Below are 21,536 nucleotides of genomic sequence, written 5' to 3' on the forward strand. Positions count from 1 at the left end.
TATTTATTTTTTATTTGGACGTTCTACGCTGCGTATAAATCGCATCCATCACAAAAATTGCCAGCGCCACCCAAATAAAGGCGAAAGTCACCATCTTATCGGCACCCGGTTTTTCACCATAAAACGTCACAGCCAGCAGGAACATCAGCGTCGGGCCAATGTACTGGAAAAAGCCTAACGTGGAGAGACGCAAGCGCGTGGCAGCAGCGGTAAAACACAACAGCGGTACGGTAGTGACAATACCGGCGGCGATCAGCAGCAAATTCAGCGACATTGGATTTTGCCCCATATGGCTGGTTGGACTGTCGGCAATAGCAAACAGATAAATCGCCGCCACAGGCAGCAGCCACATAGTTTCAATTAACATGCCGGTTTGTGCTTCTACCGCAATCTTCTTGCGCACCAGGCCGTAGAAGGCAAAACTAAATGCCAGCCCCAGCGCGATAATAGGGAGCGAACCAAAAGTCCAGAGCTGGACCAGTACGCCACAAATTGCCAGAATCACCGCCAGCCATTGCATCCGGCGGAATCGCTCGCCGAGGAAAATCATCCCCAGCACTATATTAACTAGTGGATTAATAAAGTACCCAAGACTGGCTTCCAGCATATGATGATTGTTCACTGCCCAGATAAACAGTAGCCAGTTGCCGCCAATCAGCACGGCAGAGACTGCCAGCATAAAGATTTTCTGCGGTGTCTGAATCAGCGTTTTTAAATAGGACCACTGGCGGCAGATGCTCATTAGCACCACCATAAAGAAAAACGACCAGATCACGCGATGCGTCAGGATTTCATCGGCGGGTACGTAATAAATCAGCTTGAAGTACGCTGGCGCAATACCCCAAATAAAATAAGCGGCAAGGGCGAGTAATACACCCTGCCGCGTTTGTTTTGCATCCATTGGAAAACTCATTTTTTGTTGTGAATAGCAGTTTACCTGCTCAGTTTGCTGACAAAGTGTGCTTTGTTCATGCCTGATGCGGCGTTAACACCTTATCCAGCCAACAAAAGCATGCAAATTCAATATATTGCATTTCTCTGGTAGGCCTGATAAGCGTAGCGCATCAGGAAATTTGCGTTTGTCATTAGTCTCAGCAGTTTACCTGCTTTTATGTGTTCAACCTACCATATAGGTGGCGGTAGCACTGGCAATATAAAGCTGTTCTTCATTGTGTAATTCAACGCGAGCGACGGCGACTTTATTTCCTGCACGTAACAGGCTGCTTGTAGCAGTAAAACGTTCGCCTCTACCTGGTCGCAGGTAATCGACGCGCAGATCAATTGTTCCCATTCGCGATAGTCGCTGGCGTAGTTCATCTTCATTGATTGTTTCGTGGCGAGTTAAGGTACTACCTACGCATACCAGACCAGCGGCGACGTCCAGCGCCGAAGCAATGACCCCACCGTGCAAAATGCTTTGCGCCCAGTTGCCCACCATCATCGGTTGATTTCTAAAGGCCAGTTGCGCGAACTCTTTTTCGTAACGCTCCAGCTCCATCCCTAACGCGCGGTTAAATGGCATGTGATAAACAAACATCTCACCCACTAATTTCAGGGCTTGTTCGGCGGTCAGTACGGCAGACATATCATCCTTACACTTCATTGGTTAATGAAATGTTGATTTTATGCTTCTCGATTGTTGAATGCTACTTTAGGAAGGGATAACTAACGACATTAGAGTTAAGTATGTAGAATAGCTCGCAGAAAAATATTCACTCAATCAATAATTCGTTACGGAGAACATGACCGATGCGGACTCTTCTGGGCTGGTCGTTGCCTGTGTGTATGCTGCCGCTGGCGGTACATGCGCAAGAGGTAACGGTGAAAGATGTGCACGATGCGCCCGCTGTGCGCGGTAGTATTATCGCTAATATGCTGCAGGAGCATGACAATCCTTTCACGCTTTATCCTTATGACACCAACTACATCATCTACACCCAAACAAGCGATCTCAATAAAGAAGCGATTGCAAGTTACGACTGGGCAGAAAACGCGCGTAAGGATGAAGTAAAGTTCCAGTTGAGCCTGGCGTTTCCGCTGTGGCGTGGGATTTTGGGGCCAAACTCTGTACTGGGCGCTTCCTACACCCAGAAATCCTGGTGGCAGCTTTCTAATAGTGAGGAGTCATCGCCGTTTCGTGAAACTAACTACGAACCGCAATTGTTCCTCGGTTTTGCCACGGATTATCGTTTTGCAGGTTGGACGCTTCGCGATGTGGAAATGGGCTACAACCACGACTCAAACGGGCGTTCTGACCCGACTTCCCGTAGCTGGAACCGTATCTACACCCGCCTGATGGCAGAAAACGGCAACTGGCTGGTGGAAGTTAAACCGTGGTATGTGGTGGGTAATACGGACGATAACCCGGATATCACCAAATATATGGGTTATTACCAGCTTAAAATCGGCTATCACCTTGGCGATGCGGTACTGAGCGCGAAAGGACAGTACAACTGGAATACGGGCTACGGCGGCGCGGAGTTAGGCTTAAGTTACCCGATCACTAAACATGTGCGTCTTTATACTCAGGTCTACAGCGGCTATGGCGAATCGCTCATCGACTATAACTTTAACCAGACTCGCGTCGGTGTGGGGGTTATGCTAAACGACCTGTTCTGATGCGAGTTGATTGAAAGGCAAAACTGGAATCCAGCATCCAGGATTTCCCTGCCAGACGCTAAAAGCATTGCAGTTTATCGCGCAGGCGCTGAAAATAGCGCCTGTTTTTATTTCAGGCAATCGGGGTTAATGTGGCGCAGGCGGAAGTGTTGAATCTGGAGTTAGGAGCTAAACAGGTTTTACAAGAAACCTTTGGCTACCAACAGTTTCGCCCAGGCCAGGAAGAGATTATCGACACTGTGCTTTCCGGTCGCGATTGCCTGGTCGTCATGCCCACCGGTGGCGGAAAATCCCTTTGCTATCAAATTCCTGCCTTATTGCTAAACGGTCTTACCGTGGTTGTTTCACCGCTGATTTCACTGATGAAAGATCAGGTGGACCAGCTACAAGCCAACGGCGTGGCGGCGGCGTGCCTGAACTCAACGCAAACCCGCGAGCAGCAGCTTGAGGTCATGGCGGGATGCCGTACAGGGCAAATTCGCCTGCTCTATATCGCCCCGGAACGCCTGATGCTGGATAACTTCCTTGAGCATCTGGCGCACTGGAACCCGGTGTTATTAGCCGTTGATGAAGCCCACTGTATTTCCCAATGGGGCCACGATTTCCGCCCGGAATATGCCGCGCTCGGTCAGTTGCGCCAGCGTTTCCCGAATCTGCCGTTTATGGCGCTAACCGCCACCGCCGACGACACCACGCGCCAGGATATTGTGCGCCTGCTGGGGCTGAACGATCCGCTAATTCAAATCAGCAGTTTTGACCGTCCGAATATTCGCTACATGCTGATGGAGAAGTTCAAACCGCTCGATCAGTTGATGCGTTACGTGCAGGAACAGCGGGGAAAGTCCGGCATTATCTACTGTAACAGTCGGGCGAAAGTAGAAGACACCGCCGCGCGTCTACAAAGCAAGGGGATTAGCGCAGCGGCGTATCATGCCGGTCTGGAAAACGATGTCCGCGCCGAAGTGCAGGAGAAATTCCAGCGAGATGACCTGCAAATTGTGGTGGCGACGGTGGCGTTTGGCATGGGCATTAATAAACCAAACGTTCGCTTCGTGGTGCACTTTGATATCCCGCGCAACATTGAATCCTATTATCAGGAAACCGGTCGCGCCGGGCGTGATGGCCTGCCCGCAGAAGCGATGCTGTTTTACGATCCGGCTGATATGGCGTGGCTGCGCCGTTGTCTGGAAGAGAAGCCGCAAGGGCAGTTGCAGGATATCGAGCGCCATAAACTTAACGCGATGGGGGCGTTTGCCGAAGCGCAAACTTGCCGCCGTCTGGTGTTGCTGAACTATTTTGGCGAAGGTCGTCAGGAACCATGCGGTAACTGCGATATATGCCTCGATCCGCCGAAACAATATGATGGTTCAACCGATGCGCAGATTGCTCTTTCCACCATTGGTCGCGTAAACCAGCGGTTTGGTATGGGCTATGTGGTGGAAGTGATTCGCGGCGCCAATAACCAGCGTATCCGTGACTATGGTCATGACAAACTGAAAGTCTACGGTATGGGCCGTGATAAAAGTCATGAGCACTGGGTGAGCGTGATCCGCCAGCTGATTCACCTCGGCCTGGTGACGCAAAATATTGCCCAGCATTCTGCGCTACAACTGACAGAAGCCGCACGCCCGGTGCTGCGCGGTGAATCCTCTTTACAACTTGCCGTGCCGCGTATTGTGGCGCTCAAACCGAAAGCGATGCAGAAATCGTTCGGCGGCAATTACGATCGCAAACTGTTCGCCAAATTACGCAAACTGCGTAAATCTATTGCCGATGAAAGCAATGTTCCGCCGTACGTGGTGTTTAACGACGCAACCTTGATTGAGATGGCTGAACAGATGCCGATCACCGCCAGCGAAATGCTCAGCGTTAACGGCGTTGGGATGCGCAAGCTGGAACGCTTTGGCAAACCGTTTATGGCGCTGATTCGTGCGCATGTTGATGGCGATGACGAAGAGTAGTCAGCAGCATAAAAAAGTGCCAGGATGAAGACTCCGTAAACGTTTCCCCCGCGAGTCAATTGTATGTTGATGTTATTCCTCACTGTTGCCATGGTGCACATTGTGGCGCTTATGAGCCCTGGTCCCGATTTCTTTTTTGTCTCTCAAACTGCCGTAAGTCGTTCCCGTAAAGAAGCGATGATGGGCGTGCTGGGCATTACCTGCGGCGTCATGGTCTGGGCAGGAATCGCGCTGCTTGGCCTGCATTTGATTATCGAAAAAATGGCCTGGCTGCATACGCTGATTATGGTAGGCGGTGGCCTGTATCTCTGCTGGATGGGCTACCAGATGCTACGCGGTGCGCTGAAAAAAGAGGCTGTTTCTGCGCCTGCGCCACAGGTTGAGCTGGCGAAAAGCGGGCGCAGTTTCCTGAAAGGATTACTGACCAATCTCGCCAATCCGAAAGCGATTATCTATTTTGGTTCGGTATTCTCATTGTTTGTCGGCGATAACGTCGGCACTACCGCGCGCTGGGGCATTTTCGCGTTGATTATTGTCGAAACGCTGGCGTGGTTTACTGTGGTGGCCAGCCTGTTTGCCCTGCCGCAAATGCGCCGTGGTTATCAACGTCTGGCGAAGTGGATTGATGGTTTTGCCGGGGCGTTATTTGCCGGATTTGGCATTCATTTGATTATTTCGCGTTGATGCCAGACGCGTCATCAGAGTAAGTCGGATAAGGCGTTTACGCCGCATCCGACATTATTTTTCAAGCATGTCGCGCCGATGCCAACAGCGCTCCCACCAGCATAAACAGCGAGCCGAAAATCTTATTCAATGCCTTCATCTGTTTCGGCCCTTTTATCCATAACGCGATCCGTTGGGCGAGGGTGGCGTAACCGATCATCACAATAATATCGACCACAATGGTGGTGACGCCGAGCACGATATACTGCATAACCTGCGGCTGCTGCGGCATGATGAATTGCGGAAATAGTGCTGCCAGAAACACAATACTTTTGGGATTGGTGAGATTCACAAACACGGCCCGTCGGTACAGATGACGCCGTGACTGGGTCGGAGTCAGCGACTTAAGGTCAATTGCACCAGCGGCACGCCACTGCTGGATCCCCAGCCAAATCAGGTAAGCCGCTCCCGCCCACTTCAACACTTCAAAAGCAATCACCGAGCGGGAAAACAGCGTCCCTAATCCCACGCCAACCAGCACAATATGAATCGCCAGCCCGGTTTGTAAACCAGCAATAGACGCCACTGCACCACGATAGCCGTGGTTAAGGGAAGTGGTCATGGTGTTGATTGCGCCAGAGCCTGGCGACAGGCTTAAAATGATCGATGTCAGCAGGTAGGCAAACCACCATTCTAAAGTCATGATGAACTCCCGGTGTGTCTATTTTTGTGCCACAATACGCTACTGTCGCAGCGTTGTGTCAGGCACGCTTAAAAAAACGATTTTACGTGGTTTAAGAGGCAGATTACCCGATGTTTCAGCAGCAAAAAGACTGGGAAACAAGAGAAAAAGCGTTTGCTGCTTTTACCATGGGACCGCTGACTGATTTCTGGCGTCAGCGTGATGAAGCAGAGTTTACTGGTGTGGATGACATTCCGGTGCGCTTTGTCCGTTTTCGCGCACAGCACCATGACCGGGTGGTAGTCATCTGTCCAGGGCGTATTGAGAGCTATGTAAAATATGCGGAACTGGCCTACGACCTGTTTTACCTGGGGTTTGACGTATTAATCATCGACCATCGCGGGCAAGGGCGTTCTGGTCGCCTGCTAGCCGATCCGCATCTCGGGCATGTTAATCGCTTTGATGATTATGTTGATGATCTGGCGGCATTCTGGCAACAAGAGGTTCAGCCCGGTCCGTGGAGTAAACGCTATATACTGGCACATTCGATGGGCGGTGCGATCTCCACATTATTTCTGCAACGCCATCCAGGTGTATGTGACGCCATTGCGCTAACTGCGCCAATGTTTGGGATCGTGATTCGTATGCCGTCATTTATGGCACGGCAGATCCTCAACTGGGCCGAAGCGCATCCACGTTTCCGTGATGGCTATGCAATAGGCACCGGGCGCTGGCGCGCCTTGCCGTTTGCCATCAATGTGCTTACCCACAGCAGGCAGCGATATCGGCGCAATCTACGCTTCTATGCTGATGACCCAACGATTCGTGTCGGCGGGCCGACCTACCATTGGGTACGCGAAAGTATTCTGGCCGGAGAACAGGTGTTAGCCGGAGCAGGTGATGACGCCACGCCAACGCTGCTTTTGCAGGCTGAAGAAGAGCGCGTGGTGGATAACCGCATGCACGACCGTTTTTGTGAACTCCGCACCGCCGCGGGCCATCCTGTAGAAGGAGGTCGACCGTTGGTAATTAAAGGTGCGTACCACGAGATCCTTTTTGAAAAGGACGCAATGCGCTCAGTCGCGCTCCACGCCATCGTTGAATTTTTCAACAGGCATAACTCACCCAGCGGAAACCGCTCTATAGAGGTTTAAATTTCTTATGTATCAGGTTGTTGCGTCTGATTTAGATGGTACGTTACTTTCCCCCGACCATACGTTATCCCCTTACGCCAAAGAAACTCTGAAGCTGCTTACCGCACGCGGTATCAACTTTGTGTTTGCGACCGGTCGCCACCACGTCGACGTGGGGCAAATTCGCGATAATCTGGAGATTAAGTCTTACATGATCACCTCCAATGGCGCGCGCGTTCACGATCTGGATGGCAATCTGATTTTTGCTCATAACCTGGATCGCGACATCGCCAGCGATCTGTTTGGTGTGGTCAACGACAACCCGGACATCATTACTAACGTTTATCGCGATGATGAATGGTTTATGAATCGCCATCGCCCGGAAGAGATGCGCTTTTTCAAAGAGGCGGTGTTCAATTACGCGCTGTATGAGCCGGGATTGCTGGAACCAGAAGGCGTCAGCAAAGTCTTCTTCACCAGTGATTCTCATGAAAAACTGTTGCCACTGGAGCAGGCGATTAACGCTCGCTGGGGCGATCGCGTCAACGTCAGTTTCTCTACCTTAACCTGTCTGGAAGTGATGGCTGGCGGCGTTTCAAAAGGCCATGCCCTGGAAGCGGTAGCGAAGAAACTGGGCTACAGCCTGCAAGATTGCATTGCCTTTGGCGATGGCATGAACGACGCCGAAATGCTGTCGATGGCGGGTAAAGGCTGCATCATGGGCAGCGCGCATCAGCGGCTAAAAGATCTTCATCCAGAGCTGGAAGTGATTGGTACTAACGCCGAAGACGCAGTGCCACATTATCTGCGTAAGCTCTATTTATCGTAATCGTTCTTTATTTGGTCAGTTGTCAACCGGATACTTCGCTACAATGGATACTCGTTAATCAAAGAGTTTTCCATTGTGGCGCTACTTATCATCACCACTATTCTGTGGGCCTTCTCCTTTAGCTTTTATGGCGAGTACCTTGCGGGCCACGTCGACAGCTATTTTGCGGTGCTGGTGCGCGTTGGCCTGGCGGCACTCGTTTTTCTGCCGTTTCTGCGTACCCGTGGTAATAGCCTGAAAACGGTCGGCTTGTATATGCTGGTGGGCGCGATGCAGCTTGGCGTGATGTATATGCTGAGTTTCCGTGCTTATCTCTACCTGACGGTTTCCGAGCTGCTGTTATTTACTGTTCTGACGCCGCTCTACATCACGCTGATTTATGACATCATGAGCAAGCGCCGCCTGCGCTGGGGCTATGCATTCAGCGCCTTGCTGGCGGTGATTGGCGCCGGGATTATCCGTTACGATCAGGTGACGGACCATTTCTGGACCGGCCTGCTGCTGGTGCAGCTCTCTAATATCACCTTTGCCATCGGCATGGTGGGTTACAAACGCCTGATGGAAACTCGCCCGATGCCGCAGCATAACGCCTTTGCGTGGTTCTATCTTGGCGCGTTCCTGGTGGCGGTGATTGCATGGTTCTTGCTGGGAAATGCGCAGAAAATGCCGCAAACCACGTTGCAATGGGGAATTCTGGTGTTTCTTGGCGTGGTGGCTTCCGGGATTGGCTACTTTATGTGGAACTACGGCGCGACGCAGGTGGATGCCGGAACGTTGGGCATTATGAATAATATGCACGTTCCGGCAGGGTTGCTGGTTAACCTGGCTATCTGGCACCAACAGCCGCACTGGCCAACGTTTATTACAGGCGCGCTGGTGATCCTGGCCTCACTGTGGGTGCATCGTAAGTGGGTCGCTCCGCGCTCTTCACAAACGGCAGATGATCGCAGGCGTGATTGCGCGCTGAGCGAATAAACGCTTCTGTAATAGGCTGACGCTGCTCGCCATCGCGCACCGCGGCGTACAGTCGGCTCCACAATCCTTCGCCCAGGGTTTTGGTTACTACCAGACCCTGGCGCTCAAAACTCTCCACCACCCAGTGCGGCAGGGCGGCAATGCCCATCCGCGCGGCAACCATCTGAATCAACAATAAGGTGTTATCGACGCTCTTCAGTGAGGGGCTGACGCCCGCGGGCTGAAGAAAATGCCGCCAGACATCCAGTCGGCTACGCTGCACCGGATAAATCAACAGCGTCTCGCTGGCGAGATCTTCCGGCGTGATACGCGTTTTCGCCGCCAGTGGATGGTCAGGTGCTAACACCAGACGCACTTCATAATCGAACATTGGCGAATAATGCAGGCCACTGCGCGGCAGAATATCGGATGTCATCACCAGATCCAGCTCGCCCTGTTGCAACGCAGGCTGCGGGTCAAACGTTACGCCTGATTTAAAATCCATCTCCACCTGCGGCCAGTTCTTATGGAATTTTTCTAACGCAGGTGTCAGCCACTGAATACAGCTATGGCACTCGATGGCAATGCGCAGTCGTGTCTGCTGCGGTTCATTGCAGGCTTGTAGTGCCTGGCTGATTTGCGGCAGCACCTGGTTTGCCAGTTGCAACAGGATTTCTCCCTGCGGTGTAAAGCGAAGCGGCTGGCTTTTACGCACAAATAGCCGGAAGCCAAGACGTTGTTCCAGATCGCTAAACTGGTGAGACAGGGCGGATTGCGTCTGATGCAACGTCGCCGCAGCGGCTGCGAGCGAGCCGCAGTTCCGCAACGCTTGTAGCGTTTTCAGGTGTTTTACTTCGATCATGAAAGTCCTTCACTTCGGCATGAATAATTTGCGCTTGAGGAATATACAGTAACTGGCAAATATGGATGTGTAAACATCTGGACGTCTAAATACTAAAAATTCCACAAGGGGCATATAATGACAATTCTTAATCACACCCTCGGTTTTCCTCGCGTTGGCCTGCGTCGCGAGCTGAAAAAAGCGCAAGAGAGTTATTGGGCGGGGAACTCCACGCGTGAAGAACTGCTGGCAGTAGGGCGTGAATTACGTGCTCGTCACTGGGATCAACAAAAGCAAGCGGGCATCGACCTGCTGCCAGTGGGCGATTTTGCCTGGTACGATCATGTACTGACCACCAGTCTGCTGCTGGGTAACGTTCCGGCGCGTCACCAGAACAAAGATGGTTCGGTAGATATCGACACCCTGTTCCGTATTGGTCGTGGACGTGCGCCGACTGGCGAACCTGCGGCGGCGGCGGAAATGACCAAATGGTTTAACACTAACTATCACTACATGGTGCCGGAGTTCGTTAAAGGCCAACAGTTCAAACTGACCTGGACGCAGCTGTTGGAGGAAGTGGACGAGGCGCTGGCGCTGGGCCACAAGGTGAAACCTGTGCTGCTGGGGCCGATTACCTGGCTGTGGCTGGGTAAAGTGAAAGGTGAACAGTTTGACCGCCTGAGCCTGCTGAACGACATTCTGCCGGTTTATCAGCAAGTGCTGGCAGAACTGGCAAAACGCGGCATTGAGTGGGTACAGATCGACGAACCCGCACTGGTACTGGAACTGCCGCAGGTGTGGCTGGACGCATACAAACCCGCTTACGACGCGCTCCAGGGCCAGGTGAAACTGCTGCTGACCACCTATTTTGAAGGCGTAACGCCAAACCTCGACACGATTACTGCGCTGCCTGTTCAGGGGCTGCATGTTGACCTCGTGCATGGTAAAGATGACGTAGCCGAACTGCACAAGCGTTTGCCTTCTGACTGGTTGCTGTCTGCGGGTCTGATCAATGGTCGTAACGTCTGGCGTGCCGATCTTACCGAGAAATATGCGCAAATTAAGGACATTGTCGGCAAACGTGATTTGTGGTTGGCATCTTCCTGCTCACTGCTGCACAGCCCCATCGACCTGAGCGTGGAAACGCGTCTTGATGCAGAAGTGAAAAGCTGGTTTGCCTTCGCCCTACAAAAATGCCATGAACTGGCACTGCTGCGCGATGCGCTGAACAGTGGTGACACGGCAGCTCTGGCAGAGTGGAGCGCCCCGATTCAGGCGCGCCGCCACTCTACCCGCGTCCATAATCCGGCGGTAGAAAAGCGTCTGGCGGCGATCACCGCGCAGGACAGTCAGCGTGCGAATGTCTATGAAGTGCGTGCTGAAGCCCAGCGTGCGCGTTTTAAACTGCCAGCGTGGCCGACCACCACGATTGGTTCCTTCCCGCAAACCACGGAAATTCGTACCCTGCGTCTGGATTTCAAAAAGGGCAATCTTGACGCCAATAACTACCGCACGGGCATTGCGGAACATATCAAGCAGGCCATTGTTGAGCAGGAACGTTTGGGACTGGATGTGCTGGTACATGGCGAGGCCGAGCGTAACGACATGGTGGAATACTTTGGTGAGCACCTCGACGGTTTTGTCTTTACGCAAAACGGTTGGGTACAGAGCTACGGTTCCCGCTGCGTGAAGCCACCGATTGTTATTGGTGACGTTAGCCGCCCGGCACCGATCACCGTAGAGTGGGCGAAGTATGCACAATCGCTGACCGACAAACCGGTGAAAGGGATGCTGACTGGCCCGGTGACGATTCTCTGCTGGTCGTTCCCGCGTGAAGATGTCAGCCGTGAAACCATCGCCAAACAAATTGCGCTGGCGCTGCGTGATGAAGTGGCGGACCTGGAAGCGGCAGGGATTGGTATTATTCAGATTGACGAACCGGCACTGCGCGAAGGTTTACCGCTGCGTCGTAGCGACTGGGATGCCTATCTCCAGTGGGGCGTGGAAGCTTTCCGCATCAACGCCGCTGTGGCGAAAGATGACACGCAAATCCACACGCACATGTGTTACTGCGAGTTTAACGACATCATGGATTCGATTGCGGCGTTGGATGCAGACGTCATCACTATCGAAACATCGCGTTCTGACATGGAGTTGCTGGAGTCGTTTGAAGAGTTTGATTATCCGAATGAAATCGGTCCAGGCGTCTATGATATTCACTCGCCAAACGTACCGAGCGTGGAATGGATTGAAGCCCTGCTGAAGAAAGCGGCAAAACGCATTCCGGCAGAGCGCCTGTGGGTCAACCCGGACTGCGGCCTGAAAACGCGCGGCTGGCCAGAAACCCGCGCCGCGCTGGCGAACATGGTACAGGCGGCGCAGAACTTGCGTCGGGGGTAAATACAGCCCGGGTGGCAACGCCACCCGTTTTTCTCATTACAGTGACTTCTTCCCACCATACTGCCTGAACCATTCCAGCATTCGCTGCCAGCCGTCTTTCGCTGACTCGGCATGATAGCTCGGACGATAATCGGCGTTGAACGCATGCCCGGCATCCGGGTACACGATAATCTCTGCTTTCGCATTAGCAGCCCGCAGCGCCTGACGCATCGTTTCAACGCTCTCCTGCGGAATGCTGTTATCCTGACCACCATATAAGCCGAGAACCGGCGCGTTAAGATCGGTTGCGATATCAACAGGTTGTTTCGGTGAATTCAGCGACTTATCGCCCGTCAGTTTGCCGTACCACGCCACTGCGGCTTTTAACTGTGGATTATGTGCGGCATACAGCCAGGTGATGCGTCCGCCCCAGCAAAAACCGGTGATCATTAAACGATGGACATCGCCGCCGTTGCGTGACGCCCAACTGGCGACATGATCGAGATCGGCCAGCACCTGTGAGTCAGGTACTTTTGCCACCAGACCACTTAGCAGCGTTGGGATATCGGCGAAATCATTCGGATCGCCTTCGCGGAAATAGAGTTCTGGTGCGATAGCCAGATACCCCTCCAGCGCCAGACGGCGACAAATATCGCGGATATGTTCATGCACGCCAAAAATTTCTTGCACTACAATGACCACTGGCAGTGGGCCATCGTTTTGCTTTGGGCGGGCATGGTAAGCAGGCATGTTATCCCCTTGCGAAGGGATAGAGGTGAACCCTGCCACAATCGCATCTTCCGGAGTCTGAACGATGGTTGAGGCGAGGGGCGATGCAGCAGGTGCAAATCCAGATTGTTGTGTTGTTGCCATGGTATTCTCCGTACCCTTATAAAAATTTTGCGCAATGTTAACTATAGTCAGCATGCAACAAATCACATTGCCTTAATCGGCTCATCTTTTATGCAACAACACACGGTAAAGAGTTATTTATGTGATTTAAATCACCTTTATCAGGTAAATGCATGCAACACATTTGCGTCATGGTGATGGGTGTCACGAAAAAATGTTAAATCCTTCGGTAAAGTGTCTTTTTGCTTCTTCTGACTAAACCGATTCACAGAGGAGTTGTATATGTCCAAGTCTGATGTTTTTCATCTCGGCCTCACTAAAAACGATTTACAAGGGGCTACGCTTGCCATCGTCCCTGGCGACCCGGATCGTGTGGAAAAGATCGCCGCGCTGATGGATAAGCCGGTTAAGCTGGCATCTCACCGCGAATTCACCACCTGGCGCGCAGAGCTGGATGGTAAACCTGTTATTGTCTGCTCTACCGGTATCGGCGGTCCGTCTACTTCTATTGCTGTTGAAGAGCTGGCACAGCTGGGCATTCGCACTTTCCTGCGTATCGGTACGACTGGTGCTATTCAGCCGCATATTAATGTTGGTGATGTACTGGTCACTACAGCGTCTGTTCGTCTGGATGGCGCGAGCCTGCATTTCGCTCCGCTGGAGTTCCCGGCTGTGGCTGATTTCGAATGTACGACCGCACTGGTAGAAGCTGCGAAATCCATTGGTGCGACCACCCACGTTGGTGTGACTGCTTCTTCCGACACCTTCTACCCAGGCCAGGAACGTTATGACACATACTCTGGTCGCGTAGTCCGTCACTTTAAAGGTTCTATGGAAGAGTGGCAGGCGATGGGCGTGATGAACTATGAAATGGAATCTGCAACGTTGCTGACCATGTGCGCAAGCCAGGGCCTGCGTGCGGGTATGGTGGCGGGCGTTATCGTTAACCGCACCCAGCAAGAGATCCCGAATGCTGAGACGATGAAACAAACTGAAAGCCATGCGGTGAAAATCGTGGTGGAAGCGGCGCGTCGTCTGCTGAAATAAAAAAACGCTCCCCAACGTTGGGGAGCATTCCGATTGTTGTTAACGTGTGCTTTGTTCATGCCGGATGCGGCGTGAACGCCTTACCAGGCCTACAAAAGTATGCAAATTCAATTCGTTGCATTTCTGTGGTAGGCCTGATAAGCACAGCGCATCAGGCTATTTAGAGTTGGTCATCAGCCTCACACTCCCCAACGTTGGGGAGTAATCGCATAATTTTGCGGATTACTGGCGTCAGTAGCGTAAAGGCTGCCAGAGTCAGCAATGCCAGGGGGATCGGTCGGGTATACAGAAAGTCGAGTGCCCCCCCTGAATGCGACATCTCCGCGGTTGGCTGCATCCTCTGTTCAGTTATTTATTATTTAAATTGTTCCATGCGTTCATAAACAGTACTGCATTTTCATAGACCTGCTCTGGCGTCATGCCGGGGTGATATAGCGCAGAACCCAGGCCAAAGCCGTTTGCGCCGTGGCTTAGATAACGCGCCATGGTTTCTGGTGTGATACCGCCAACCGGTAACATCGGAACGGATTGCGGAATAACCGCACGCCAGGCTTTGGTGACTTCTGGCGTAATTTGCTCAGCCGGGAACAGCTTGATGGCATTGGCGCCATGTTCAATGGCAGCAAAGGCTTCGGTGGGCGTGGCGACGCCAGGCGCGCAATACATACCCAGCGCACGGGCGCGACGGATCACCGCAGTATCGCAATGCGGCATCACAATTATCTGACCTCCAGCCTCTTTAACCGAGACTACTTGCTCCACCGAAAGCACGGTGCCGGCTCCGACAAGGCAGTCCTTAGGCAGGGCATCGCGCAGTAAACTGATACTTTGCAACGGCTCCGGCGAGTTCATGGGAATCTCAATCAGGCGGAATCCGGCGGCATACAGCTTTTCACCGATGGCGACAATTTCATCCGGTTTTACGCCGCGTAAAATGGCGACTAACCCGGTTTTTTGCAAAAGCGTATTAAATGGCATGAGTACATTCCCTGGCGTTGGTGGAGAGTAGCCCGGCAGCGTGGGCGATTCGCCATAATCCCTGTTCAGTGGCATTAGGAATGGCGTGTAGCTGTCTGTCGGGAAAAACGTGGCTGAACGCCCGTGAATAGCGGCTGTTCAGGGTGGCGCTACCGATTAAGGCTATCGGTGTTGTGGCGGGTAAATCACGTAGCAAACTGGATGCCAGACCACATAATTCATGGCCTATCAGTAATCCGGAAAGGTAATCGCCCTGTGAGGACGGGGTAAGATTATCGGTCAGCAGGCGCGAACGGGTCGAAAACAGCGTTGATAATAATCCGGTCTGATGATGCTCAAGCGCCGCTGTCAGCCCATGGGCAAAGGCATCCCAGTGCGGTTCGTCTCCCGGACGCATGGTGGCGCCGAGAATCGAATGGCGGGATAAAACATCAAATAACTCGCCCGTCATAAAGGTTCGGAAATTGGTAATGGTGTTGTTTTCAACTACCGCCCATTTCGCATGTGTGCCGGGTAAGCCAATCAGCACCGGCACACCCTGACGGATTGCGTCTTGCAGGGCAGGTTCCATTGCGATGGCACCGAAAATTTGTGTCTCTTCGCCACGCATCACTTCGGGCATTTCACCTTCTTTAATCACGCCAGGAATGATGTGCAACATTGTCTGCTGCTGGTGGATAACCGGCGTCAGTTGCTTTGCCAGGCCATCGAGAGTGACCGGGCAAGGTAAATAAGCCGCTGGTTGCCACCCTTGCGCGCTGCCGATCATACCGCAAGCCAGAACCGGGCAGGGGGATTGTGCCAGCCAGTCGCCACAGACACGTAAAAATGTATCGTGGAAAGCTTCCTCACGTGTTGCTGCCTGGGAGGGTAATTTCATGATCCCCCAAGGGAATTCACGTTTTTCTTGTGGATCTGGTGAGTCACCAAAACGCCATGCCCGAAGCGATGACGTTCCCCAGTCCAGGGCAATAAATGAGGTATTTCCCGACATTAGCCGTTTCCTTTCGTCGTGGTTTAATTATCTTTGCGGACGTGCTTACCCCAGCCCAGTTCAGCGGATATCTCTGCTGCACAGGATTTGACGTAAGGTGCCAGTTCTTCCAGGCGCGCCAGCGACATATATGTGGTGGTGCTGGCGACAGAAATGGCCGCCACAATTTCATTCCGGGCGTTGTAAACCGGCGCTGCAACGCAACGGATAGTGGGCTCGTTCTCTTCCAGATCAAAAGCAAAACCACTGGCGGCATAACGGCGCATGTTTTGTATAAATGCGCCCAGTTTTGTTTCATCACCACAAGTCAAAAATAGTGTGCGCCACTCATCTTCTGTTCGGTTGAGGATCAACGCTTTACCGATTCCCGTAATCGCCAGGGGCATGCGATGCCCAGGACGTGAGCGCATCTCCAGCCCGCGCTGACTGTTTATCTTCTCCAGATACAGCACTTCGTCGCTTTCAACGATACCCAGATGCACAGTGTCCAGGGTGTAACGGGCCAGACGCTGCAAAACGGGCTGCGCAACTTCATGCAATGAAGTGCTTTCCAGCGCTCTGGCACCGAGTTCGATCAGCTTGGCGCCCAGTTGGTAGCCCTGTGTTGGGACATGGCGCAGATAGCGTTGCTCCACCAAAACAGTGACTAAACGATGAGTTGTACTCCGCGTCGTGCCGGTGAACTCGCCGATACTTTTCAGGTCATGGCAACCGTTATAAACAGCATTAATAACCGCTAACCCGCGTAATAACGTTTGTGCGCCTGCGGTGGTTGAAGAGGTTTCTGCCATAGGTATCTCCTGAGGATATTGCTGAGTGTTTCACAGAATAAAGAGGGGAAAAGGTGATGCGTCCCACAATATAAACTCAGTCTCATATTGTGGGATAAAATAAGCAAAATAAACGATCGTTTTGCGTAGCGCCTCGCAGGAAATACCTTTCAAACTGGACGTTTGTACAGCACAATTCTATTTTGTGCGGGTAAGTTGTTGCGTCAGGAGGCTTTGTGGATTTCTCAATCATCGTTTATGCCATTATTGCGCTGGTCAGTGTGGCCATCGGTTGGCTGTTTGCCAGTTATCAGCATGCGCAGCAAAAAGCCGAGCAATTAGCCGAACGTGAAGAGATGGTCGCGGAGTTAAGTGCGGCAAAACAACAGATTACCCAAAGTGAGCACTGGCGCGCAGAGTGTGAATTGCTCAATAACGAAGTGCGTAGTCTGCAAAGTATCAACACCTCGCTGGAGGCCGACCTGCGTGAAGTAACCACGCGGATGGAAGCCGCACAGCAACACGCTGACGATAAAATCCGCCAGATGATCAACAGCGAGCAGCGTTTGAGCGAGCAATTTGAAAATCTCGCCAACCGTATTTTTGAGCACAGTAATCGCCGGGTAGATGAACAAAATCGCCAGAGTCTGAACAGTCTTTTGTCGCCGCTGCGTGAACAACTGGATGGTTTTCGCCGACAGGTACAGGACAGCTTTGGTAAAGAAGCACAAGAACGCCATACTCTGACTCACGAAATTCGTAATCTACAACAACTCAACGCGCAAATGGCTCAGGAAGCGATCAACCTGACCCGCGCGCTGAAAGGCGATAATAAAACCCAGGGGAACTGGGGCGAAGTGGTACTGACGCGGGTGCTGGAGGCTTCCGGACTGCGTGAAGGGTATGAATACGAAACCCAGGTCAGCATCGAAAATGACGCCCGCTCGCGGATGCAGCCGGATGTCATCGTGCGGCTACCGCAGGGGAAAGATGTGGTGATCGATGCCAAAATGACGCTGGTCGCCTATGAACGCTACTTCAACGCGGAAGACGACTACACACGCGAAAGCGCATTGCAGGAGCATATTGCTTCGGTACGTAATCACATCCGCTTGCTTGGGCGCAAAGACTATCAACAGCTGCCGGGGCTACGAACGCTGGATTACGTGCTGATGTTTATCCCTGTGGAACCCGCTTTTTTACTGGCGCTTGATCGCCAGCCGGAGCTGATCACCGAAGCATTAAAGAACAACATAATGCTGGTTAGCCCCACCACGCTGCTGGTGGCGTTGCGTACTATCGCCAACCTTTGGCGTTATGAGCATCAAAGCCGTAACGCCCAGCAAATCGCCGATCGCGCCAGCAAGCTGTACGACAAGATGCGTCTGTTTATTGATGATATGTCCGCGATTGGTCAAAGTCTGGACAAAGCGCAGGATAACTATCGCCAGGCGATGAAAAAACTCTCTTCAGGTCGCGGAAATGTGCTGGCGCAGGCAGAAGCGTTTCGCGGTTTAGGGGTAGAAATTAAACGCGAGATTAACCCGGATTTGGCTGAACAGGCGGTGAGCCAGGATGAAGAGTATCGACTTCGGTCGGTTCCTGGGCAGCCGAATGATGAAGCTTATCAACGCGATGATGAATATAATCAGCAGTCGCGCTAGCCCATTAGGGGTAGTTAAGCCGGGTAGATATCTAGGGCATCGACGCCCAATCTGTTACACTTCTGGAACAATTTTTTGATGAGCAGGCATTGAGATGGTGGATAAGTCACAAGAAACGACGCACTTTGGTTTTCAGACCGTCGCGAAAGAGCAAAAAGCGGACATGGTCGCTCATGTTTTTCATTCCGTGGCATCGAAATACGATGTTATGAATGATTTGATGTCATTTGGTATTCATCGTTTGTGGAAGCGATTCACTATTGATTGCAGCGGCGTGCGTCGCGGGCAGACCGTGCTGGATCTGGCTGGCGGTACTGGCGATCTGACGGCGAAATTCTCCCGCCTGGTCGGTGAGACTGGCAAAGTGGTCCTCGCTGATATCAATGAATCCATGCTCAAAATGGGCCGCGAGAAGTTGCGTAATATCGGTGTGATTGGCAACGTTGAGTATGTTCAGGCGAACGCAGAGGCGCTGCCGTTCCCGGATAACACCTTTGATTGCATCACCATTTCGTTTGGTTTGCGTAACGTCACCGACAAAGATAAAGCGCTGCGTTCGATGTATCGCGTGCTGAAACCGGGCGGCCGCCTGCTGGTGCTTGAGTTCTCGAAACCGATTATCGAGCCGTTAAGCAAAGCCTATGACGCATACTCCTTCCACGTGCTGCCGCGTATTGGCTCGCTGGTGGCGAACGATGCCGACAGCTACCGCTACCTGGCCGAATCCATCCGTATGCATCCCGATCAGGATACCCTGAAGGCCATGATGCAGGATGCAGGATTCGAAAGTGTCGATTATTACAACCTGACGGCAGGGGTTGTGGCGCTGCATCGTGGTTATAAGTTCTGACAGGAGTACGACTATGCCTTTTAAACCTTTAGTGACGGCAGGAATTGAAAGTCTGCTCAACACTTTCCTGTATCGCTCACCCGCGCTGAAAACAGCCCGCTCGCGTCTGCTGGGTAAAGTATTGCGCGTGGAGGTAAAAGGCTTTTCGACGTCGCTAATTCTGGTGTTTAGTGAACGCCAGGTCGATGTGCTGGGCGAATGGGCAGGCGATGCTGATTGCACCGTTATTGCCTACGCCAGCGTGTTGCCGAAACTTCGCGATCGCCAGCAGCTTGCCGCGCTAATTCGTAGCGGTGAGCTGGAAGTGCAGGGCGATATTCAGGTGGTTCAGAATTTTGTTGCACTGGCAGATCTGGCCGAGTTTGACCCTGCTGAACTGCTGGCCCCTTATACCGGTGATATCGCCGCTGAAGGAATCAGCAAAGCCCTGCGCGGCGGTGCGAAGTTCCTGCATCACGGTATTAAACGCCAGCAACGTTACGTGGCGGATGCTATCACCGAAGAGTGGCGTATGGCGCCAGGTCCGCTTGAAGTGGCCTGGTTTGCGGAAGAGACGGCTGCCGTCGAGCGTGCTGTTGATGCCCTGACCAAACGGCTGGAAAAACTGGAGGCTAAATGACGCCAGGTGAAGTACGGCGCCTATATTTCATCATTCGCACCTTTCTAAGCTACGGACTTGATGAACTGATCCCCAACATGCGTATCACCCTGCCGCTGCGGCTATGGCGATACACCCTTTTCTGGATGCCGAACCGGCATAAAGATAAACCGTTAGGTGAGCGACTGCGACTGGCGCTACAAGAGCTGGGGCCGGTATGGATCAAGTTCGGGCAGATGTTGTCTACCCGTCGCGACCTTTTTCCGCCGCATATTGCTGATCAGTTGGCGTTATTGCAGGACAAAGTCGCCCCGTTTGATGGCCGACTGGCGAAGCAACAGATTGAAGCTGCAATGGGCGGTCTGCCGGTGGAAGCGTGGTTTGACGATTTTGAAATCGAGCCGCTGGCGTCGGCTTCTATCGCCCAGGTTCATACCGCACGACTGAAATCGAATGGCAAAGATGTGGTGATTAAAGTCATCCGTCCGGACATTTTGCCGGTGATTAAAGCGGACCTGAAACTTATCTACCGTCTGGCTCGCTGGGTGCCGCGTTTGCTGCCGGATGGCCGCCGTTTACGTCCAACTGAAGTGGTGCGCGAGTACGAAAAAACGCTGATTGATGAACTGAACTTGCTGCGCGAATCTGCCAACGCCATTCAGTTACGACGCAATTTTGAAGACAGCCCGATGCTCTACATCCCGGAAGTTTACCCTGACTATTGTAGTGAAGGGATGATGGTGATGGAGCGCATTTACGGCATTCCGGTCTCTGATGTTGCGGCGCTGGAGAAAAACGGCACCAACATGAAATTGCTGGCGGAACGCGGTGTGCAGGTGTTCTTCACTCAGGTCTTTCGCGACAGCTTTTTTCATGCCGATATGCACCCAGGCAACATCTTCGTAAGCTATGAACACCCGGAAAATCCGAAATATATCGGCATTGATTGCGGGATAGTCGGCTCGCTAAACAAAGAAGATAAACGTTATCTGGCAGAAAACTTTATCGCTTTTTTTAACCGCGACTATCGCAAAGTGGCTGAACTGCACGTCGATTCAGGCTGGGTTCCGCCAGATACCAACGTCGAAGAGTTCGAATTTGCCATTCGTACTGTCTGTGAACCTATTTTCGAAAAACCACTGGCAGAAATTTCGTTTGGACATGTGCTGTTAAATCTGTTTAATACGGCGCGTCGCTTCAATATGGAAGTGCAACCGCAACTGGTGTTACTCCAGAAAACCTTACTCTACATCGAAGGGGTAGGACGCCAGCTTTATCCACAGCTCGATTTATGGAAAACGGCGAAGCCTTTTCTGGAGTCGTGGATTAAAGATCAGGTCGGAATACCTGCGTTGGTGAGAGCATTTAAGGAAAAAGCGCCGTTCTGGGTCGAAAAAATGCCAGAACTGCCTGAGCTGGTTTACGACAGTTTGCGCCAGGGCAAGTATTTACAACACAGTGTTGATAAGATTGCGCGCGAGCTTCAGTCAAATCACATACGTCAGGGGCAATCGCGTTATTTTCTCGGAATTGGCGCGACGTTAGTATTAAGCAGCACATTCTTGTTGGTCAGCCGACCTGAATGGGGGCTGATGCCCGGCTGGTTAATGGCGGCCGGTCTGATCGCCTGGTTTGTCGGTTGGCGCAAAACACGCTGATTTTTTCATCGCTCAAGGCGGGCCGTGTAACGTATAATGCGGCCTTGTTTAATCATCATCTACC

General features: G+C 52.3%; 21 protein-coding genes. 12 read left to right on the plus strand and 9 right to left on the minus strand.

Annotated features, from left to right (window positions below; all coding sequences use genetic code 11):
- Positions 1-10 precede the first annotated feature (10 nt).
- Together rarD and yigI are read right to left on the minus strand one after the other, a co-directional pair.
- A complete protein-coding gene (rarD, locus tag D9742_RS19875; RefSeq protein ID WP_130237988.1) occupies positions 11-901 on the minus strand; it encodes an EamA family transporter RarD in 891 nt (296 codons plus the stop codon).
- A gap of 216 nt (positions 902-1,117) precedes the next feature.
- A complete protein-coding gene (gene yigI / locus D9742_RS19880) occupies positions 1,118-1,585 on the minus strand; it encodes an acyl-CoA thioesterase YigI (protein ID WP_130237989.1) in 468 nt (155 codons plus the stop codon).
- 164 nt (positions 1,586-1,749) lie between these two features.
- On the opposite strand from yigI, the gene pldA reads away from it, so the two are divergent.
- From pldA to rhtC, 3 genes are all read left to right on the plus strand, one after another.
- The gene (pldA, locus tag D9742_RS19885; protein ID WP_130237990.1) at positions 1,750-2,619 is read left to right on the plus strand and encodes a phospholipase A; all 870 of its coding nucleotides are present in this window, start codon (positions 1,750-1,752) and stop codon (positions 2,617-2,619) included.
- A 131-nt stretch (positions 2,620-2,750) separates the two neighbouring features.
- Entirely contained in the window at positions 2,751-4,580 is a 1,830-nt protein-coding gene (gene recQ, locus D9742_RS19890; RefSeq protein ID WP_130237991.1) for an ATP-dependent DNA helicase RecQ, read from the plus strand.
- A gap of 63 nt (positions 4,581-4,643) precedes the next feature.
- The gene (gene rhtC, locus D9742_RS19895; RefSeq protein ID WP_000928824.1) at positions 4,644-5,264 is read left to right on the plus strand and encodes a threonine export protein RhtC; all 621 of its coding nucleotides are present in this window, start codon (positions 4,644-4,646) and stop codon (positions 5,262-5,264) included.
- A 61-nt stretch (positions 5,265-5,325) separates the two neighbouring features.
- Here the strand turns inward: rhtC and rhtB are convergent, their stop codons facing one another.
- The gene (gene rhtB, locus D9742_RS19900; RefSeq protein WP_130237992.1) at positions 5,326-5,946 is read right to left on the minus strand and encodes a homoserine/homoserine lactone efflux protein; all 621 of its coding nucleotides are present in this window, start codon (positions 5,944-5,946) and stop codon (positions 5,326-5,328) included.
- A 110-nt stretch (positions 5,947-6,056) separates the two neighbouring features.
- Here rhtB and pldB point away from each other — a divergent pair, with 110 nt between their 5' ends.
- From pldB to bioP, 3 genes are all read left to right on the plus strand, one after another.
- A complete protein-coding gene (gene pldB / locus D9742_RS19905; protein WP_130237993.1) occupies positions 6,057-7,079 on the plus strand; it encodes a lysophospholipase L2 in 1,023 nt (340 codons plus the stop codon).
- A gap of 7 nt (positions 7,080-7,086) precedes the next feature.
- Positions 7,087-7,887: a sugar/pyridoxal phosphate phosphatase YigL gene (gene yigL / locus D9742_RS19910; RefSeq protein WP_130237994.1), complete on the plus strand. Its 801-nt coding sequence runs from the start codon at positions 7,087-7,089 to the stop codon at positions 7,885-7,887.
- Positions 7,888-7,962: 75 nt separating this feature from the next.
- Positions 7,963-8,862 carry a biotin transporter gene (gene bioP / locus D9742_RS19915; protein ID WP_001196238.1) on the plus strand — a complete coding sequence of 300 codons (900 nt, stop codon included), beginning with the start codon at positions 7,963-7,965 and terminating at the stop codon, positions 8,860-8,862.
- Here the strand turns inward: bioP and metR are convergent.
- On the minus strand, positions 8,750-9,703 hold the full coding sequence (gene metR, locus D9742_RS19920) for an HTH-type transcriptional regulator MetR (protein WP_130237995.1): 954 nt from the start codon (positions 9,701-9,703) through the stop codon (positions 8,750-8,752). The two genes, bioP and metR, sit on opposite strands and share 113 nt — an antisense overlap.
- 117 nt (positions 9,704-9,820) lie before the next feature.
- Between metR and metE the strand changes: the two genes are divergently transcribed.
- On the plus strand, positions 9,821-12,082 hold the full coding sequence (gene metE, locus D9742_RS19925) for a 5-methyltetrahydropteroyltriglutamate--homocysteine S-methyltransferase (protein ID WP_130237996.1): 2,262 nt from the start codon (positions 9,821-9,823) through the stop codon (positions 12,080-12,082).
- A gap of 36 nt (positions 12,083-12,118) precedes the next feature.
- On the opposite strand, the gene D9742_RS19930 is transcribed toward metE, so the two are convergent.
- Positions 12,119-12,934, minus strand: coding sequence for a dienelactone hydrolase family protein (locus tag D9742_RS19930; protein ID WP_130237997.1), 816 nt, complete (start codon positions 12,932-12,934; stop codon positions 12,119-12,121).
- A gap of 261 nt (positions 12,935-13,195) precedes the next feature.
- Between D9742_RS19930 and udp the strand changes: the two genes are divergently transcribed.
- Positions 13,196-13,960: a uridine phosphorylase gene (gene udp, locus D9742_RS19935; protein ID WP_000045178.1), complete on the plus strand. Its 765-nt coding sequence runs from the start codon at positions 13,196-13,198 to the stop codon at positions 13,958-13,960.
- A gap of 160 nt (positions 13,961-14,120) precedes the next feature.
- On the opposite strand, the gene D9742_RS23190 is transcribed toward udp, so the two are convergent.
- The 4 genes from D9742_RS23190 to D9742_RS19950 are packed head-to-tail and all read right to left on the minus strand — an operon-like array spanning position 14,121 to position 16,723.
- On the minus strand, positions 14,121-14,297 hold the full coding sequence (locus D9742_RS23190; RefSeq protein WP_165382793.1) for a hypothetical protein: 177 nt from the start codon (positions 14,295-14,297) through the stop codon (positions 14,121-14,123).
- A gap of 11 nt (positions 14,298-14,308) precedes the next feature.
- On the minus strand, positions 14,309-14,938 hold the full coding sequence (locus tag D9742_RS19940; protein ID WP_130237998.1) for a 2-dehydro-3-deoxy-6-phosphogalactonate aldolase: 630 nt from the start codon (positions 14,936-14,938) through the stop codon (positions 14,309-14,311).
- Entirely contained in the window at positions 14,928-15,932 is a 1,005-nt protein-coding gene (locus D9742_RS19945) for a 2-dehydro-3-deoxygalactonokinase (protein ID WP_130237999.1), read from the minus strand. The genes D9742_RS19940 and D9742_RS19945 overlap by 11 nt, the downstream gene beginning before the upstream one ends.
- A 23-nt stretch (positions 15,933-15,955) precedes the next feature.
- Positions 15,956-16,723: an IclR family transcriptional regulator gene (locus D9742_RS19950; RefSeq protein WP_130238000.1), complete on the minus strand. Its 768-nt coding sequence runs from the start codon at positions 16,721-16,723 to the stop codon at positions 15,956-15,958.
- Positions 16,724-16,938: 215 nt separating this feature from the next.
- On the opposite strand from D9742_RS19950, the gene rmuC reads away from it, so the two are divergent.
- The 4 genes from rmuC (at position 16,939) to ubiB (ending at position 21,472) form a co-directional block, all read left to right on the plus strand.
- On the plus strand, positions 16,939-18,366 hold the full coding sequence (gene rmuC, locus D9742_RS19955; RefSeq protein ID WP_130238001.1) for a DNA recombination protein RmuC: 1,428 nt from the start codon (positions 16,939-16,941) through the stop codon (positions 18,364-18,366).
- A 94-nt stretch (positions 18,367-18,460) separates the two neighbouring features.
- Positions 18,461-19,216: a bifunctional demethylmenaquinone methyltransferase/2-methoxy-6-polyprenyl-1,4-benzoquinol methylase UbiE gene (ubiE, locus tag D9742_RS19960; protein WP_000227958.1), complete on the plus strand. Its 756-nt coding sequence runs from the start codon at positions 18,461-18,463 to the stop codon at positions 19,214-19,216.
- A gap of 13 nt (positions 19,217-19,229) precedes the next feature.
- Entirely contained in the window at positions 19,230-19,835 is a 606-nt protein-coding gene (gene ubiJ / locus D9742_RS19965) for a ubiquinone biosynthesis protein UbiJ (protein ID WP_130238002.1), read from the plus strand.
- On the plus strand, positions 19,832-21,472 hold the full coding sequence (gene ubiB / locus D9742_RS19970) for a ubiquinone biosynthesis regulatory protein kinase UbiB (RefSeq protein ID WP_130238003.1): 1,641 nt from the start codon (positions 19,832-19,834) through the stop codon (positions 21,470-21,472). The genes ubiJ and ubiB overlap by 4 nt, the downstream gene beginning before the upstream one ends.
- The last annotated feature ends 64 nt before the right edge of the window (positions 21,473-21,536 follow it).

It is taken from the genome of Escherichia sp. E1V33 (assembly GCF_004211955.1).
Taxonomy (GTDB): Bacteria; Pseudomonadota; Gammaproteobacteria; order Enterobacterales; family Enterobacteriaceae; genus Escherichia.